A 14,267-nucleotide genomic window follows, 5' to 3' on the forward strand; every position below is an offset into this window, starting at 1 on the left:
ACCGCCACGATCGCGAACAGCACGAAGACGATCAGCGACACGAGCTTGGCGACGAGCAGCTTCGTGCGGCCGACCGGCCGGACGAGCAGATAGCGCAGCGTGCCCGCGGTCGCCTCCCCGGCCACGGCGTCGCCCGCGAGCACCGCCACGGAGACGGGCAGGAACACGGGCATGACCAGCGCCATCGCGGCCGCCGGATAGAGGGCGCCGTTGCTGAGCACCGCCGACAGGAACGCGCCACCCTGCCCCGGCGGCGGGGGCACCCGGGTCGTCGCCAGGAACACCGCGACGATGAGGGGCAGGGCACAGAGCAACCCCGTGATCACGTACGTCCGGGGCCGCCGGAACAGCTTCGCCAGCTCGACGCCGATCACGGGTCCACCCGATCCGAGCTGGTCGACGTCACGTCCAGCACCACCTGTTCCAGGGACCGCCGCTCGGCGGTGATCTCGGCGACCGGGATGCCGGCCGCCACGAGCTCGCTGTTCAGGGCGGCCGGATCGGCGTGCCGCACCAGCAGGGACGTCCCGTCGCGGCGCTCGACCCGCCCGTCGAGCAGCGCCACCGCGCGCTCGGGCGCCGGCGTGCCCACCAGCACCCGGCCGGTGGGCGCGCGCAGCCCGGCGAGATCGTCCTGCAACACCAGCCGGCCGCGGTCCATCACGCCGACCCGGGTGCAGAAGGCGTCGATCTCGCCGAGCAGATGGCTGGAGAGCAGCACGGTCGTCCCCTCGGCGTTGAGCTCGGTGAGCAGGTCGCGCACCTCGCGGATGCCGCGCGGGTCGAGACCGTTGGTCGGCTCGTCCAGCACGAGCAGGCGCGGCTTGCGCAACAGCGCCCCGGCCAGGCCGAGCCGCTGCCGCATGCCCAGCGAGTACGCACGGACGGGCCGCCTGTCCACGCCGGCCAGCCCCACCCGCTCGAGCGCCTCGCCGACCCGGCGCCCCCGGTCGCGGCGGCTGCCACCCGGGCCGGCGGCGTCGAAGAGCTTCAGGTTCGTCCGGCCGGACAGGTGCGGATAGGCGCCGGGGCCCTCGACCATCGCCCCGATCTGCGGCAGCACCTCCCGGACCCGGCGTGGCACCGGGCGCCCCAGCACCTCGATCTCGCCGCGCGTGGCGAAGACCAGCCCCAGCAGCATCCGGACCAGGGTCGTCTTGCCGGAGCCGTTGGGGCCCAGCAGGCCGTACCGGTCGCCGGCGCGCACGTCGAGCCCGACGTCGTCCACGGCGGTGATCCGGCCGTACCTCTTGGTGAGACCGCGCGTGACGATCAAGAGAGCTCCCTCACGACCTGCTGGATCACCGCGGGCTCGGCCAGCCCCGCGATCAGGTACGTCCCGCGCCCGCCGCGCACGGCCCCGACGGTGAGCAGCCCGGTCGGCAGGACGGCCGCGTCGTCGCCCACCGCCGTGCCGAAGGTGCGCACCTGCTCGTACGCCCGCCGGCCCGCCCCGCCCGGCAGGCGCGCGACGACGAACCGGGCGAACCCGGTCCCGTACACGCCGGCGGCCGCGAGCGGGGTGGCCTGCCGCGCGAAGCCGCCCAGCCGTTCCGGCAGCCCGCCGCGGCCCAGGCGGTTGGCGGCGGCGAGCAGGTCCGACGTGTCGGTGACGACCGACCCGACGCCCGGGCCCGGCTCGGGTGGCGTAAGTACGCCATTGTCCGGGGCGGACAGGTGCACCTCGAGGAAGCGCGTGACGAACACCGGCCGGCTCCCGCCCCGGGCGGTGATCTCGACCTGCAACGGCAGGCCGGTGTCCGGGTCGGCCCAGAGGTCCACCCGCGCGACGGTGGTGCCGGCCGTGCCGGGCGCGATCCGCAGGCCCGCGGCGTCCACCCCGGCGACCCGCTTGGCGGCGAGCGGGGAGAACGTGTCCCCGGCGGCGAGGGCTAGGAGGCGGGCGCCCAGGGCCGGCGGGGTGAGATCGGCGCCGCGTGGCAACCGTACGGGCTGCGGGCCCTCGATCCGGGTCAGCTGCCCCGCCGCCGACTCCCACATGACCTGCGCGCCGTCCGCCTGGTAGAGATCCGTCTCGGCGGCGCCGTCGAGCACGTCCACGCGCCAGCGCTCGGGCGACGCGTACCACGTGCGCATCTCGGTCACGCCGCTCACCAGCGACGTCACGTCGGACAGCCCGGGCAGGTCGGGGACGGGCAGCAGGCCGCTGCTCTGCGCGTACCCGTGGAAGGGGTGTCCGCCGGAGGCGGCGATGCGGGCCCGCAGCGCGCCGATCTCGATCTCGCCGGCCGCCGCCGGGCGCAAAGCCAGCAGCACGGGCACGGCGGCCAGGAGCGCGACGACGACCAGCACGACGAGCCAGCGCCGGCGTGCCTGCGAGCTGACGACGGTGCCGTGCGCGCCCATAGGCCAGCCAATCTACCCGCGCGCCCGAAAAGCCGGGGAAAGATCAGCTGTCGGACGTCGTCGGCGCGATCGGCTTGACCTGGCCCACCGCGAAGTCACCGGCCGAGCAGGCGGTCTGCGGCTTGCTGACGAACGCGGCCGCGGTCTCGTCCGGCGGGTAGATCCGGTAGCCGCGCACCTGCACCGGCTTGCAGGTCTTCTCGTCGACGGCCTGCGGGTTCGCGATCTCGATCGTGGCGTGCACCCGGTCGCCGGGGGTCAGCATGATGAGCGGGCTGTCGGCCGGCGTCCGCTGGAACGACTTGCCCACCTGCTCGCCGTTGTCGCCGGTGACAAAGGAGACGCCCGGGTAGCCCTCGAGCGAGCACGCCTTGCCCGTGATGTTCTCGAAGATGAGGAACTCGCTGTGGTGGCCCGCCGAGCCGCCGCCCTCGTCGCCCTCATCCGTGATCTTCAGATCCGCCGTCTTGCACCCCGCCGTCTGACCGCCGCTGCCGCTGCCGTCGTCGCCGTCGTCCTCCGGCGCCGGCCTGCTCGTGGTTGTCGCTGGCGTCGGCGAGCTGGTGGCGGCGCCCGCCGAGGTGGCCGGCGCGGCGCTGGTCGTGGTGGAGTCGGTGCCCGTGCACGCCGCCGTGCTCAGCGCGAGGCCCAGCAGGCCGGCCGTCAGCATCGTCGTCCGCTTGATGTCACGCATCGTGGTCGCCTCCGTCGTCGATGGATCTTGCTCATCTCGAACGCTACGAGCGTGGCCGGGCGGTTGACTCCCCCTTCCGTGCCACCCGGCGCAAGGCTCGACATCCCTGCGGGGGCGGGCAAAGGTGGCTGGACCGTGGCCTGACAGCGTTGTCTACCGACCGGATCGCACCGCGGCCAGCCGGTAGCCGATGCCGCGGACCGTCTCGACGACCGGCCCGCCCTCCAGGGCGCGCAGCTTCGAGCGCAGCCGCTTCACCGCGGAGTGCAGGATGGACGAGTCCCCGAGGTAGGCGCTGTCCCACACCGAGGCGAAGAGCCGCTCGTAGGACCAGACGGTGACCGGCGGTGACGCCAGCCGGGTCAGCAGCCGGTGCTCCAGCCGGGTCAGCTCGAGGGCCCGGTCGCGCCACGCCACGGTGTGCTGCTCGTTGTCGACGACCAGGTCGCCGAAGCGCACGACCGGCGGCACCTCCTCGGCGCCGGCCTCGACCTGGGCGAGCATCGCGCGCAGCTCGGCGATGTCCGAGCAGACCAGCACGGCCCCGAGGTCGTCGAGGCGGCGGACGAGGGACTCGCGGACCTCGCGGTCCGGGGTGACGCAGACGACCAAGGGCATGCCGGACCGACCCATCACGAGCTTCCTCCGGGATCTACGCGGGTGCCCCCAGCAAACGCCGGGGCATCGAGTTTGGTCAACATCCATCCATAGGTAATTCACAGCATCGAAACGGTTTCGCCTCCCGTCTGCCCGGCTTTTGGCCGAATGGCGCCATTGATCGACACCGTTGCCGGACCGGAGCATGGCAGCGACGGTCATGGATGCACTGGGTGTCCCGTGCGCTACTCACCGTGCCGTCGCGTCATTTCTCTGGGGGAGGAATTACATGCGAGTACGACCTGGGGTGTTCACGGGGGCCGCACTGGCCCTGGTGATCACCCTGACCGGCCTGCCCGCGCAGGCCGCCCAGGCGGCGGACAAGACGCCCGCCGTCAGCTCGGAGGTCCTGGCCAAGCTGGCCGCCGAGGACACCACGAGCTTCTGGGTCTACCTGCGGGAGCGCGCCGACCTGTCCGCCGCGAGCCGGATCGCCGACGACGGCGACCGGACCGCGCGGGTGTACGAGCAACTGACCGAGACCGCCGCCGACAGCCAGAAGGGCCTGCGGTCGCTGCTCGACTCGCACAAGGCCAAGTACTCGACCTACTGGATCGCCAATGCGGTCCGGGTGACCGGCGACCGCGAGCTGCTCGACGCGATCGCGGCCCGCTCCGACGTGGAGCGCATCGACCCGGTCCGCACCTGGAAGGTGCCCGAGCCGGTCGCCAAGCACGGCGCGGCCAAGGCCGGCACGGCGGCGGTCGAGTGGAACATCACCGACATCGGCGCCACCCGGGTCTGGGACGAGTTCGCCGACAACGGCGAGGGCATCGTCGTCGCGAACGTCGACACCGGCGTGGACATCACCCACCCGGCGGTCAAGTCGCACTATCGCGGCTTGCAGGCGGACGGGTCGGTGAACAACAACTACAACTGGTTCGACCCGGCCAACGTCTGCGGCGGCACCGGCCCCTGCGACAACCACGGCCACGGTACGCACACCATCGGCACGATGGTCGGCGACGACGGCGGCGACAACAAGATCGGCGTCGCGCCCGGGGCGAAGTTCATCGCCGCGAAGGGCTGCGAGAGCGGCAGCTGCTCGGACTCGTCGCTGCTCGCCTCCGGCCAGTGGATCCTGGCGCCGACCGACAGCAACGGCCAGAACCCGCGCCCCGACCTGCGGCCTGACGTGGTCAACAACTCGTGGGGCGGCGGCCGCGGCGACCTGTGGTACCAGGAGACCGTCGAGGCGTGGGCCGCGGCGGGCATCTTCCCGGCCTTCGCCAACGGCAACACGCCCGGCACGGCGCCCTGCAACTCGGCGTCGGACCCCGGTGACTACCCGGTGTCGTACGCGGTCGGGGCCTACGGCTCGAACCACGTGATCGGCGCCTTCAGCAACAAGGGCTCGTCGTCGATCGACAACTCGGTGAAGCCCGACATCTCCGCGCCCGGCGTGGCGGTCCGCTCGTCGATCCCCGGCGGCTACGACTCCTGGGACGGCACGTCGATGGCCACCCCGCACGTGGCCGGCGCGGTCGCGCTGATCTGGGCGGCGGCACCCTCGCTGCGCGGCGACATCGCGGCGACCCGCGAGCTGCTCGACGACACGGCCATCGACACCAACGACACCTCCTGCGGCGGCACGGCCGACGACAACAACATCTACGGCGAGGGCCGGCTCGACGTCTACAACGCCGTCGTCCAGGCGCCCCGCGGCCCGGTCGCGCGGGCGTCGGGCACGGTCACCGACGCGAGTACGGGCAGCGCGCTCGCCGACGTGACGGTCACCGCCGCCGGGCGTACGGTCACCACCGGCGCGGACGGCAAGTACCAGCTCACCTTCGAGGCCGGCACGTACGACGTGACCGCCGCGAAGTACGGCTACGTCAGCAAGACCACGCCCGTCACCGTGGCCGAGGGCGAGGTGAAGACCGTCAACTTCGCGCTGACCCCGGCGCCGATGGTCACGGTCAGCGGCACGGTGACCGACGGTTCGGGCCACGGCTGGCCGCTCTACGCTTCGGTGTCGGTCGACGGGCGTCCCGGCGACCCGGTGCTCACGGATCCGGTGACCGGGCGCTACTCGGTCGCCCTGCCGGCGAACGCGGCGTACGAGCTCACCGCCACGCCCAAGTACCCCGGCTACCAGCCGACCACGGTGGACGTCATCGTGGCGACGGGCGCCAAGACGGCGAACATCGCCGTGCCGGTCGCTCCCGCCTGCACGGCCGCGGGCTACTCCGTGTCGTACGGGGAACCGGTGCTGACCGAGTCCTTCGACACCACCGACACGCCCGCCGGCTGGACGGTCGTCAACCGCACCGACGGCGGCGGCTGGGGCTTCACCGACATCGGCAGCCGGGGCAACAAGACCGGCGGCTCCGGCGGCTTCGCCATCATCGACAGCGACAAGCTGGGCTCGGGCAAGAGCCAGGACAGTGACCTGGTGACGCCGGCGCTGGACCTGAGCGACCAGACCGCGCCGTTCGTCCGCTTCAAGAGCGACTACTACGCGCTGAGCAGCCCGATCGACATCGACGTCACGGTCGACGACGGGGCCAGCTGGACCAACGTGTGGCACCAGACCGCCAACCGCCGCGGCCCGGTCACCGAGGAGGTGTCGCTCGCCCCGGCCGCCGGTGCCGCGAGCGCCAAGCTCCGCTTCCGGTACGCCGGCTCGTACTCCTGGTGGTGGCAGATCGACGACGTCCAGGTCGTCAACCGGGCCTGCACGCCGATCCCGGGCGGCCTGGTCGTCGGCACCACGACCGACTCGCTGACCGGCGCGGCGCTCACCGGCGTCAAGGTGGCCGGCGGCGAGGGCTCCGGCGTTTCCGGGGAGGGCGGCTTCTACTGGCTGTTCGCGCCGGCCGCCGGCGCGCAGCAGTTCACCGCGACGAAGGCGCCCTACCAGCCGCTCACCAAGTCGGTGACGGTCGTCGCGAACGGGGTCAAGAAGGCCGACTTCGCCCTCTCGGCGAGCCGGCTGACGGTCACCCCGACCGAGATCCAGAGCTTCCAGACGTACGGGACCACGCGCACCACGAACGTGACGGTCAAGAACACCGGCAACGCCACCGCGACCGTGGACGTGCTCGAGCGGCCCCAGGGCTTCGAGGCGTTGCGGACGCAGGGGTCGGCCGGGGTCACCGTACCGATGAAGGGTCTGAGCCCGGCCATGACCGGACCGACCTTCGCGGCGACCAACCCCAAGGTGGGCACCAAGGCCGCGGACTCGTGGACGGCGCTGCCCAGCTACCCGCTCGCCATCTTCGACAACGCCGCGGCGGTCATCGACGGCAAGGTGTACTCCGTCGGTGGCGGCAGCGGCACCGGCAACGAGAAGAAGGCGTTCGTCTACGCGGACGGCGCCTGGACGTCCCTGCCCGACCTGCCGACCGTCCGCTCCAAGCCGGTCGCGGCGGCGGTCGACGGCAAGCTCTACGTGCTCGGCGGCTGGGGCACCGGCGGCACGCCCGTCGCCACCGTGGACGTCTTCGACCCGGCCGCGGGCACGTGGTCGACGCTCGGCGCCACCAACCCCAAGGCCACCTCGGCGGCCGGATCCGCGGTCGTGGACGGCAAGATCTACCTGGTCGGCGGCTGCCTCGACGGCGACTGCACGCCCTCGGCCGACACGGTCGTCTTCGACCCGGCGGCGGGCGCCTTCAGCACCGCGACGGCCTACCCGAACGAGACGTCGTTCCTCGGCTGCGGCGCCGTGGGCGGCAAGGTCTACTGCGCCGGCGGGTACGACGGGGTCAGCTCGACCAAGGCGACCAAGGTCCTCGACCCGGGTGCGGGCACGTGGACCGCGGCCGCCGACGCCCCGCTCGACCTCTGGGGCGGACAGGCGACCGCCGCCGGTGGCCTCCTGGTCCTGGCCGGCGGCGTGGCCAACGACTCCAGCGGCGTGACCAGCCAGGTCATCGGCTTCGACCCGGCGGCCGGCACGTGGAGCACGCTGCCCGCCATGGCCGCCCCACGCTACCGTGGCGCCGCGGCCTGCGGCTTCTACCGCATCGGTGGCTCGGCGACGCCGTTCGTCGGCAACAGCGACAGCGCCCTCCTCGACGGCCTGGGCAACTGTGACGCCGAGGGTGACGTCACGTGGCTGACCGAGGACCCGGCCTCGTTCGAGCTGGCCCCCGGCAAGTCGAAGACCGTCAAGGTGACGCTGACCGCCACCGCGGCGGCCGGCGTCGCACAGCCCGGTACGTTCACCGCGCAGCTCGGGCTGCGGGCCGACACGCCGTACGCGGTCCCGGCCGTCGACGTGGAGATGAACGTCTCCCCGCCGGCCAGCTGGGGCAAGCTCCAGGGCACGGTCACCGGCGTCTCCTGCAGCGGCACGGAAACGCCGCTCAAGGCAACGGTCCGCCTCAACGGCACGACCAGCTACACCCTGGTGGCGGACGCGTCCGGGCACTTCCAGTGGTGGCTGCCGAAGGGCACGTACCAGGTGATCGTGGCCAAGGACGGCTGGATCCCCGAGGTGCAGAGCATCAAGGTGAGCGCGGGCTTCGTCCTCACCGCCGACTACGACCTCGACCCGGTGATCTCCTGCGCCCAGCGTGAGCGGATCGCCATCGCCAAGTCCCTCTGACGCACACCCCCAGGCGGCCCGGTCCCTCGCGGACCGGGCCGCCGCCCGTTGCCCAAGCGGCCGGCATCTGACCGCAATACCCCGCACAGTCGGGGCTATGACTGTCACGTCCCCGCCCGCCGGCGCCGCCCTGAACCCGTTCGTCATCGTCGACGACGCCGCCGGGCTGATCGCGTTCGTGTCCGAGGTGTTCGGCGTCCCCGAAACGGTCGAAGCCCGCACCCCGATGCCGGACGGCAAGCTGATTCACGCCGAGCTGCGCTTCGGCACCGTGAACCTGATGGTCGCCGACCGCCTCGACGGCTGGTCGTCCCGGCCGGGCCTCCTGCAGGTGTGGGTCACCGACGTCGCCGCTGCCCTCACCCGCGCCACCTCGCGCGGCGCGACGATCGTCACCGAGCCGACCCCGTTCTACGGCGAGACGACGCTCGGCCGGATGCTCGACCCGTGGCGGAACCTGTGGTGGCTCTACGCCCCGGCGCCCGGCCAACCCGACCCGCTGTCCGGCACCGTCTTCACCACCCTCGACCAGGCATTGCGGACAATGGTCGTCTGACGTGGCGGACGACGGGGTCAACGGGCCTGGTCGGGCTCCTCGAGGATGCCGCGGAGCAGCTGCGCCAGCTCGCGGAGGAACTCGGCCGCCCCGGCGTCCGACTGGTCGTCGAGGACCCAGTTGCCGTCCCAGCCGACCAGCCGGGCGAGAGTCCCCTCCGGCAGCGGAGCGGCCGTGACGGATTCGAGCGCGCGCAGGACGCGTCGATGCAGACGAGTGCTGTGCTGTGCGATGCGCCGGAGGCGTCCGCGGACCTCCTGCAGGCTCTGGGCGTCGGCGACATGGCCGAGCATGAACTCCCGGACCGTCTCCACCGGTGACTGGTCAGCCTGCCGGGCCAGTTGTGCCCGCAGGGACTCCGGCAGGTCAGGCGTCGCCATGACGTCACAGTAGCCCGAACGGCAGGATGCCGGCCGGGAAGGCGGTGACGATGAACGGCTGCGGCGGATCCGCGCCGGTGTCGAGGTCGATCGCGACCCGGACGATGCTGGCGACCGTGTACCGGGCGTTGCGGGGCCCGACGCCGAACATGCCGTCGTTGTAGAACCCTTCGCCGACGCGGTGCCCGGCGCTGAACGCGCCGGTGTGGGTGCCCTCCATCGCGAGGTTGGAGCGGATCTCCTCCCAGTTCTGCCGGACGTAGTCGTTGATCTCGCGGTTCATCGTCGTGTGATCGGTCCACCGGAGGGACCAGTTCGCGGGCTTGTCCCAGTCGTGGTCGCCGTAGATGCGCCCCTCGACGGTCCGTCGCGCCGGATCTCTGCGCAGTGGTAGTTGCGGCCCGTGCACGTCGATGGTGTGCGCACCGTTGTCCCGATGGGCATCGTCGTTTCTGGCGATGTTGAACGTGGGCGGCTCGCTTCCGAGCCCTTCGTACACCGCCATGATCCGGTTGAGCTCGGCGTCCTCCGGAGGCGAGGAGGACGAGATTGCCCGGTCGTCCCTTCGGCCGGAGCCGGCGTCGGGAAGTGGCCGACCCCGCCGGGCGACCCGGGCAACCGCCTCCTGGGCGCGCGCCACGTTGTCGCCGTCACCCGGCCTCGGCCCGCCACCTCCGGGTGGGGGTCCGTCGTCGTCGTTCCCGTCGTCGCGTGGATGCCGTGGCCGCCCGGTCACGGTGCAGCCCGCCACATAGATAGCAACGTATCAATGGACACGGATTTTGTCGTACCCCCTCGGCATGATGCGGGGCATGACCGCTCAGGTGTCCGAAGAGGAGTGGCTCGGCGAGCGTCAGCGCCTGGCCGCGTTGCAGTGGCACATGTCCGCCGTGGCGAGGGGGTGGCCCGACTTCGAGCCGGAGCCCGAGATCTATGAAATCACGCGAGAGCCGGTGCCGTGGCACGCGGACGATCTCGGGTGGAGCCTGCGGGCCCTGGGTGACGACTTCGTGTCGTACGACGGGCAGGCCTATCATCTGCCCGCGATCATCGCGCAGCAGGTGCCGGTCGAGGTGGTTCGGGCTCATGAGGCCGCCCTGGCTGCGACCATGGAGCAGATCTGCGGCGAGTGGGAGATGCCCGGGGAGATCCGGCGCCGGCTCACCGCGCAGTACGGCCGGGCGCTCGGGCGCCTCACCGTCGAGCTTCCGCCGCACCTGCTGTCGAAGCTCGACGCCTTCGGGCCGGCGGCCCGTGCCGCACTCGGTCCGCTGGTTGCCGATCCGGCGCTCAGGGCCGTGCTCGAGTTCGCCGAGACGCTCGCCAAGCCGGTGCCGCCGAGGAGCTGGCTGCGTCGTGGCGAGGCGTTGCTCACGGCCGGTCCGGGGCTGACCGAGGCGGTTCGGAGCATCCTGGGCGCGTTCGCCGACGTTGCCGTGGCGGTGCACGACGAACACGACTGGCTGCTGCGTGGCCTCTGCTGGATGGCGGCCGCGTCGGATCCTTCCGAGGAGACCACGGTGGTGATAGCCCGGGTGGCGGGCGTCGCCGGCGAGCCGGTGCGTCAGGGCGCCCGGGTCAAGGCCGCGCTGACGGCCACCGCAGCCGTGGAGATCCTGGTCGGGCGGGAGGGCGCTGCGCCGGTGCGTGGTCTTGCCCGGCTCGCGCTCGTCACGCGGAGCAAACCCTTGCGAGCACGGGTACGGACGGCGTTGGACCGTCTCGGCGCCGCGCGCGACTGGGCGCCGGGCGAGGCGTTGGAGCTGGCCGTCGATGACCATGGGCTCGACGCGGACGGGTCCCGGTCCTGGCCGGCGCCCGAGGGGTGCACGATCGTCGTGGAGATCGTGGGGGAGAAGGCCGTGGTGCGGGCGCGGCGCGACGGACGTAGGTGGAAAAGCCTGCCCGCCGCGGTGAAGGAGCACGCGGACGAGGCGCGGGCGGTGGCCAGGGAGCTGACCAAGACGCTCGCCGCCGAGCGTGCCCGCGTCGAGGACCTGTTGGCGCAGGACCGCACGTGGCCGTGGGAGGTGTGGCGCGAGCGCTACCTGCGGCACCCGGTCACCGGCTCGATCGCGCGCCGGCTGATCTGGGAGTTCTCGGCCGACGGGCAGACCTGGACGGCGGCCCTGCCCGATGCCGCCGAGGGTCCGGGCACTGTCGTGCGGCTGTGGCATCCGGTGCAGGCCGACGTTGCGGAGGTGGCCGCATGGCGCGACCGGATCGCCGCCGCCGGGCTTCGCCAGCCGTTCAAGCAGGCGTTCCGCGAGGTGTACAAGCTCACGCCCGCGGAGGAGCGGACGCGCGTCTATTCCAACCGGTTCGCCGGCCACATCCTGCGCTATCGGCAGGCCAGTGCACTGCTGCGGGTGCGCGGCTGGTCGGCGTCCTATCTGGGGCACTGGGACAGCGGCTACGAGAGCGAGGCCACCAGGGAGCTCGCCGCGGCCACCTGGCAGGCGTCGTTCTTCCACGCCCTCGTGCACGAGGACGAGGGCGCCCGCACCGGCCCGGTCGAATACTGCACCACCGACCAGGTGCGTTTCGCCCGCCGCGACGGCCGGCTGTGGGAGCAGGTGCCCGTTACCGAGGTGCCGCCGCGCGTGCTCAGCGAGGCGATGCGCGACGTCGACCTCTTCGTCGGCGTGACCTCGATCGCGGCCGACGACAGCTGGGCCGACCGGGGCGAGCACCGCTTCGGGGCGTACTGGGCCGGCGCCGCCTTCGGTGCGCTGACGGGCGGCGCCGAGGTGCGCAGGGACATGCTGGCCCGCCTGCTGCCGCGCCTCGCGATCGGCGCGCGCTGCGAACTCACCGACCGGTTTCTCCGGGTGCGGGGCACGCGCGCCGTCTACAAGATCCACCTCGGCTCGGGCAACATCCTCATGGAGCCCCACGACGCGTACCTGTGCATCGTCCCGGGTGGCCGCGGCGCCCGCGTGACCCTGCCCTTCGACGACGACGAACGTCTGTCCCTGATCCTGTCCAAGGCCTTCCTCCTGGCCGCCGACGACACGATCACGGACGCGACCATCCTGCGGCAGCTGCCGCGCTGACCCGGGGAGGGCAACCATGGCCGAAGCACGCCTGCGCGACGAGACGATGACCGGCCGCGAGCTCGCCACCCGCACGCTCGCCGGCCTCCCCGACCGCATCACGGCCCGCGAACTGCTGCGCCTGCGTGTCCGCGACGAGGTGGCGCGCTACAACGCGGGCGGGGGAAAGGTGTTCCGGGGGCTGGTGCGCCCGGCGGCGGCCACCGAGACGCCGCAGGGATTCCGGCTGCCGGGCGGCCACCGCATCGACTGGGAGCACCAGGCCGACATCGCGTGCGCGGCCTTCGCCGGCAACGGCTTCGTGATGCTCACCAGCGACCGCCAGATCGAGCACCTCGACGAATGGATCGACCTCCGCCACGACAACGAGGTGTCCTTCATCCGCCTGATCCCCCTCGTCGGCGGCTAATTCCTCACCCGTCGAGGAGCCGGCGCAGGTTCTTGAGGCTTTCGACCAGGGCCGTCGTGTAGCCGAGGATGCGGCCGGCCCACTTGACCACCGCCGAGGCGAGCTGGGCCGCCACGACGGGGATGGTCACGACGGCCAGGGCTTCGGCGGCCCAGACGATGACGCGGGCGACCAGGTCGGCGATCAGGTCGCGGACGAGGTCGCGGGTGAAGGTGACCAGGTTGCCGGCCGCCTGGGTCGCCGACGACATGGTGGCGGCCAGGACGCTGAGGCCGCCGAGGGCGTCGACGTTGTTCGCCATCAGGCCCTGGTAGGACCGTGCCGCGTCGCCGGTCCAGTCGGGCAGGTCGTGGGCGAGGCTCGCGTTCAGGTCGTCGGCCATGGCGAGCAGCTCCCGGGACATGGTGGTCCAGGTCCCGGCGTGGGCGATCACCCGGTCCGGGATGCCGGCGAGCTGGTCGAGCATCTCGCGCAGCGGCTCGAAGTGTTCCATCGCCCAGCCGAGCCCGTTGGACAGCAGCGCGCTGAACGGGTCGAGCACGGTGGCGGCGGCTTCCACGGCGAACGCGCCGCCGGCCAGGGCCGAGTCGACCCAGGTGCCACTGCTGACCGCCTGGTGCAGGCCGGCGAAACTGTCGGCCAGCGACGCCCCGGTGGCGTCGGTGCCGGCCGTGGCGACCAGCGGGTTCGTCATGCCAGGCCCCCGGCTCGACGGATCTGCCGGCCGATGTCCTCGTCGGTGCCCTCATAGCCGCTGCTCGCCGAGCGCAGGGCAGCTGCCGCCAGGGACAGGTTCTCCGCTACGTACGCGATCAGCTCGTCCTGCTCCGCATGGCGCCCCTCGAGGATGCCGGCGATCCAACCGCACAGCATCCCGTACGCAGCACTGTCCGCCGAGATCGCAGCGCTCGCGCCCTGAATCGCCGCGAACCGGGCTCGCACGGCCTCGACGGCGTCGGCGTGCCGGCGCAGTTGCTCCGGGTCGACGCTGAACCCGTCAGCCATCGGATTCGCCCGAGGCGTCGGCGCGCAGCTGCAGCTCCACGCGCGCCGCGATGGCCTGCCCGGCGGGCGAGTCGGCGCCCATCGTCTCCACCACGACGGCACGGGCCTGGTCGCCGGCCTTGCGCTTCGCCGCCCGGATGGCGCGCATCAGGGCCCGGGAGGTGACCTCGGGGCCGTACCGCTGGATCCGCTCGGTGAAGGCCGCATCGACCAGGACGCCGGTGGAGTCGACGGTCACCTCGACGAAGCCCTCGCCGTCGTCCGCCGTGGCCCGCAGCCGGCCCAGCCGCGCGCTCATCTCCTGGGTGTCGGCGGCCAGCTGATCGACCCGGCCCTTCCATCGGCGCAGGTAATCCGTGGCGTCGTCGGGATCCAGGATGTCGGGCATGAGCGTCCACCCCCGCGCCGGTCGATCGATCGGCTCAGCATAACAAGGTCGCCGCGCTCTCGATCCGCTCTCGATCCGCTCTCGCCGGGCGGCGATCGGCCGGTGTAATGCCCGGATCGGCCGGGTTCGGTCATGACCTGCGCCACTGCGGCCCGAGAGCAGCCGGTGATTCCGTGGTGACTGTATGGACACGGAAATTG

General features: G+C 72.4%; 14 protein-coding genes. 4 read left to right on the top strand and 10 right to left on the bottom strand.

Annotated elements, in window-relative coordinates:
• From RBH18_RS21015 to RBH18_RS21035, 5 genes are all read right to left on the bottom strand, one after another.
• Positions 1–374, bottom strand: a 374-nt coding sequence (locus RBH18_RS21015; RefSeq protein ID WP_306210346.1) for an ABC transporter permease, incomplete at its 3' end; no start/stop codon positions are given.
• Complete coding sequence (locus tag RBH18_RS21020; RefSeq protein WP_306210348.1) at positions 371–1,276, bottom strand: ABC transporter ATP-binding protein; 906 nt, start codon at positions 1,274–1,276, stop codon at positions 371–373. The genes RBH18_RS21015 and RBH18_RS21020, both read right to left, overlap by 4 nt.
• Positions 1,273–2,367, bottom strand: coding sequence for a LolA-like protein (locus RBH18_RS21025; RefSeq protein ID WP_306210350.1), 1,095 nt, complete (start codon positions 2,365–2,367; stop codon positions 1,273–1,275). The genes RBH18_RS21020 and RBH18_RS21025 overlap by 4 nt, the downstream gene beginning before the upstream one ends.
• Before the next feature lie 43 nt (positions 2,368–2,410).
• Positions 2,411–3,061 carry a DUF4232 domain-containing protein gene (locus RBH18_RS21030; protein ID WP_306210353.1) on the bottom strand — a complete coding sequence of 217 codons (651 nt, stop codon included), beginning with the start codon at positions 3,059–3,061 and terminating at the stop codon, positions 2,411–2,413.
• Between the two features lie 153 nt (positions 3,062–3,214).
• On the bottom strand, positions 3,215–3,679 hold the full coding sequence (locus tag RBH18_RS21035; protein ID WP_306210354.1) for a winged helix-turn-helix domain-containing protein: 465 nt from the start codon (positions 3,677–3,679) through the stop codon (positions 3,215–3,217).
• 268 nt (positions 3,680–3,947) lie between these two features.
• Between RBH18_RS21035 and RBH18_RS21040 the strand changes: the two genes are divergently transcribed.
• Together RBH18_RS21040 and RBH18_RS21045 are read left to right on the top strand one after the other, a co-directional pair.
• Positions 3,948–8,273 carry a S8 family serine peptidase gene (locus tag RBH18_RS21040; RefSeq protein ID WP_306210356.1) on the top strand — a complete coding sequence of 1,442 codons (4,326 nt, stop codon included), beginning with the start codon at positions 3,948–3,950 and terminating at the stop codon, positions 8,271–8,273.
• Positions 8,274–8,370: 97 nt separating this feature from the next.
• Complete coding sequence (locus RBH18_RS21045) at positions 8,371–8,829, top strand: VOC family protein (protein WP_306210359.1); 459 nt, start codon at positions 8,371–8,373, stop codon at positions 8,827–8,829.
• A gap of 17 nt (positions 8,830–8,846) precedes the next feature.
• On the opposite strand, the gene RBH18_RS21050 is transcribed toward RBH18_RS21045, so the two are convergent.
• Both RBH18_RS21050 and RBH18_RS21055 read right to left on the bottom strand, forming a co-directional pair.
• Positions 8,847–9,209 (bottom strand): hypothetical protein, encoded by a 363-nt coding sequence (locus tag RBH18_RS21050; protein WP_306210361.1) that lies wholly within the window; start codon positions 9,207–9,209, stop codon positions 8,847–8,849.
• Between the two features lie 4 nt (positions 9,210–9,213).
• Positions 9,214–9,714: a hypothetical protein gene (locus tag RBH18_RS21055; RefSeq protein WP_306210363.1), complete on the bottom strand. Its 501-nt coding sequence runs from the start codon at positions 9,712–9,714 to the stop codon at positions 9,214–9,216.
• Between the two features lie 307 nt (positions 9,715–10,021).
• On the opposite strand from RBH18_RS21055, the gene RBH18_RS21060 reads away from it, so the two are divergent.
• Together RBH18_RS21060 and RBH18_RS21065 are read left to right on the top strand one after the other, a co-directional pair.
• On the top strand, positions 10,022–12,265 hold the full coding sequence (locus RBH18_RS21060) for a DUF4132 domain-containing protein (RefSeq protein ID WP_306210365.1): 2,244 nt from the start codon (positions 10,022–10,024) through the stop codon (positions 12,263–12,265).
• 16 nt (positions 12,266–12,281) lie between these two features.
• Positions 12,282–12,674: a hypothetical protein gene (locus RBH18_RS21065; protein ID WP_306210367.1), complete on the top strand. Its 393-nt coding sequence runs from the start codon at positions 12,282–12,284 to the stop codon at positions 12,672–12,674.
• Positions 12,675–12,678: 4 nt separating this feature from the next.
• Here the strand turns inward: RBH18_RS21065 and RBH18_RS21070 are convergent, their stop codons facing one another.
• The 3 genes from RBH18_RS21070 to RBH18_RS21080 are packed head-to-tail and all read right to left on the bottom strand — an operon-like array spanning position 12,679 to position 14,067.
• On the bottom strand, positions 12,679–13,368 hold the full coding sequence (locus RBH18_RS21070) for a WXG100 family type VII secretion target (RefSeq protein ID WP_306210369.1): 690 nt from the start codon (positions 13,366–13,368) through the stop codon (positions 12,679–12,681).
• The gene (locus tag RBH18_RS21075; RefSeq protein ID WP_306210371.1) at positions 13,365–13,679 is read right to left on the bottom strand and encodes a type VII secretion target; all 315 of its coding nucleotides are present in this window, start codon (positions 13,677–13,679) and stop codon (positions 13,365–13,367) included. Before RBH18_RS21075 ends, RBH18_RS21070 begins: the two co-directional genes overlap by 4 nt.
• Complete coding sequence (locus RBH18_RS21080) at positions 13,672–14,067, bottom strand: YbaB/EbfC family nucleoid-associated protein (RefSeq protein ID WP_306210373.1); 396 nt, start codon at positions 14,065–14,067, stop codon at positions 13,672–13,674. The genes RBH18_RS21075 and RBH18_RS21080 overlap by 8 nt, the downstream gene beginning before the upstream one ends.
• Between the last annotated feature and the right edge of the window lie 200 nt (positions 14,068–14,267).

This window comes from Actinoplanes oryzae (assembly GCF_030757795.1).
GTDB lineage: Bacteria > Actinomycetota > Actinomycetes > Mycobacteriales > Micromonosporaceae > Actinoplanes.

Bases quoted from the DNA above. Each gene is read 5' to 3' on its own strand.
- RBH18_RS21025 (WP_306210350.1), bottom strand. From the start codon at position 2,367: ATGGGCGCGCACGGCACCGTCGTCAGCTCGCAGGCACGCCGGCGCTGG.
- RBH18_RS21030 (WP_306210353.1), bottom strand. From the start codon at position 3,061: ATGCGTGACATCAAGCGGACGACGATGCTGACGGCCGGCCTGCTGGGC.
- RBH18_RS21035 (WP_306210354.1), bottom strand. From the start codon at position 3,679: ATGCCCTTGGTCGTCTGCGTCACCCCGGACCGCGAGGTCCGCGAGTCC.
- RBH18_RS21040 (WP_306210356.1), top strand. From the start codon at position 3,948: ATGCGAGTACGACCTGGGGTGTTCACGGGGGCCGCACTGGCCCTGGTG.
- RBH18_RS21045 (WP_306210359.1), top strand. From the start codon at position 8,371: ATGACTGTCACGTCCCCGCCCGCCGGCGCCGCCCTGAACCCGTTCGTC.
- RBH18_RS21050 (WP_306210361.1), bottom strand. From the start codon at position 9,209: ATGGCGACGCCTGACCTGCCGGAGTCCCTGCGGGCACAACTGGCCCGG.
- RBH18_RS21055 (WP_306210363.1), bottom strand. From the start codon at position 9,714: ATGGCGGTGTACGAAGGGCTCGGAAGCGAGCCGCCCACGTTCAACATC.
- RBH18_RS21060 (WP_306210365.1), top strand. From the start codon at position 10,022: ATGACCGCTCAGGTGTCCGAAGAGGAGTGGCTCGGCGAGCGTCAGCGC.
- RBH18_RS21065 (WP_306210367.1), top strand. From the start codon at position 12,282: ATGGCCGAAGCACGCCTGCGCGACGAGACGATGACCGGCCGCGAGCTC.
- RBH18_RS21070 (WP_306210369.1), bottom strand. From the start codon at position 13,368: ATGACGAACCCGCTGGTCGCCACGGCCGGCACCGACGCCACCGGGGCG.
- RBH18_RS21075 (WP_306210371.1), bottom strand. From the start codon at position 13,679: ATGGCTGACGGGTTCAGCGTCGACCCGGAGCAACTGCGCCGGCACGCC.
- RBH18_RS21080 (WP_306210373.1), bottom strand. From the start codon at position 14,067: ATGCCCGACATCCTGGATCCCGACGACGCCACGGATTACCTGCGCCGA.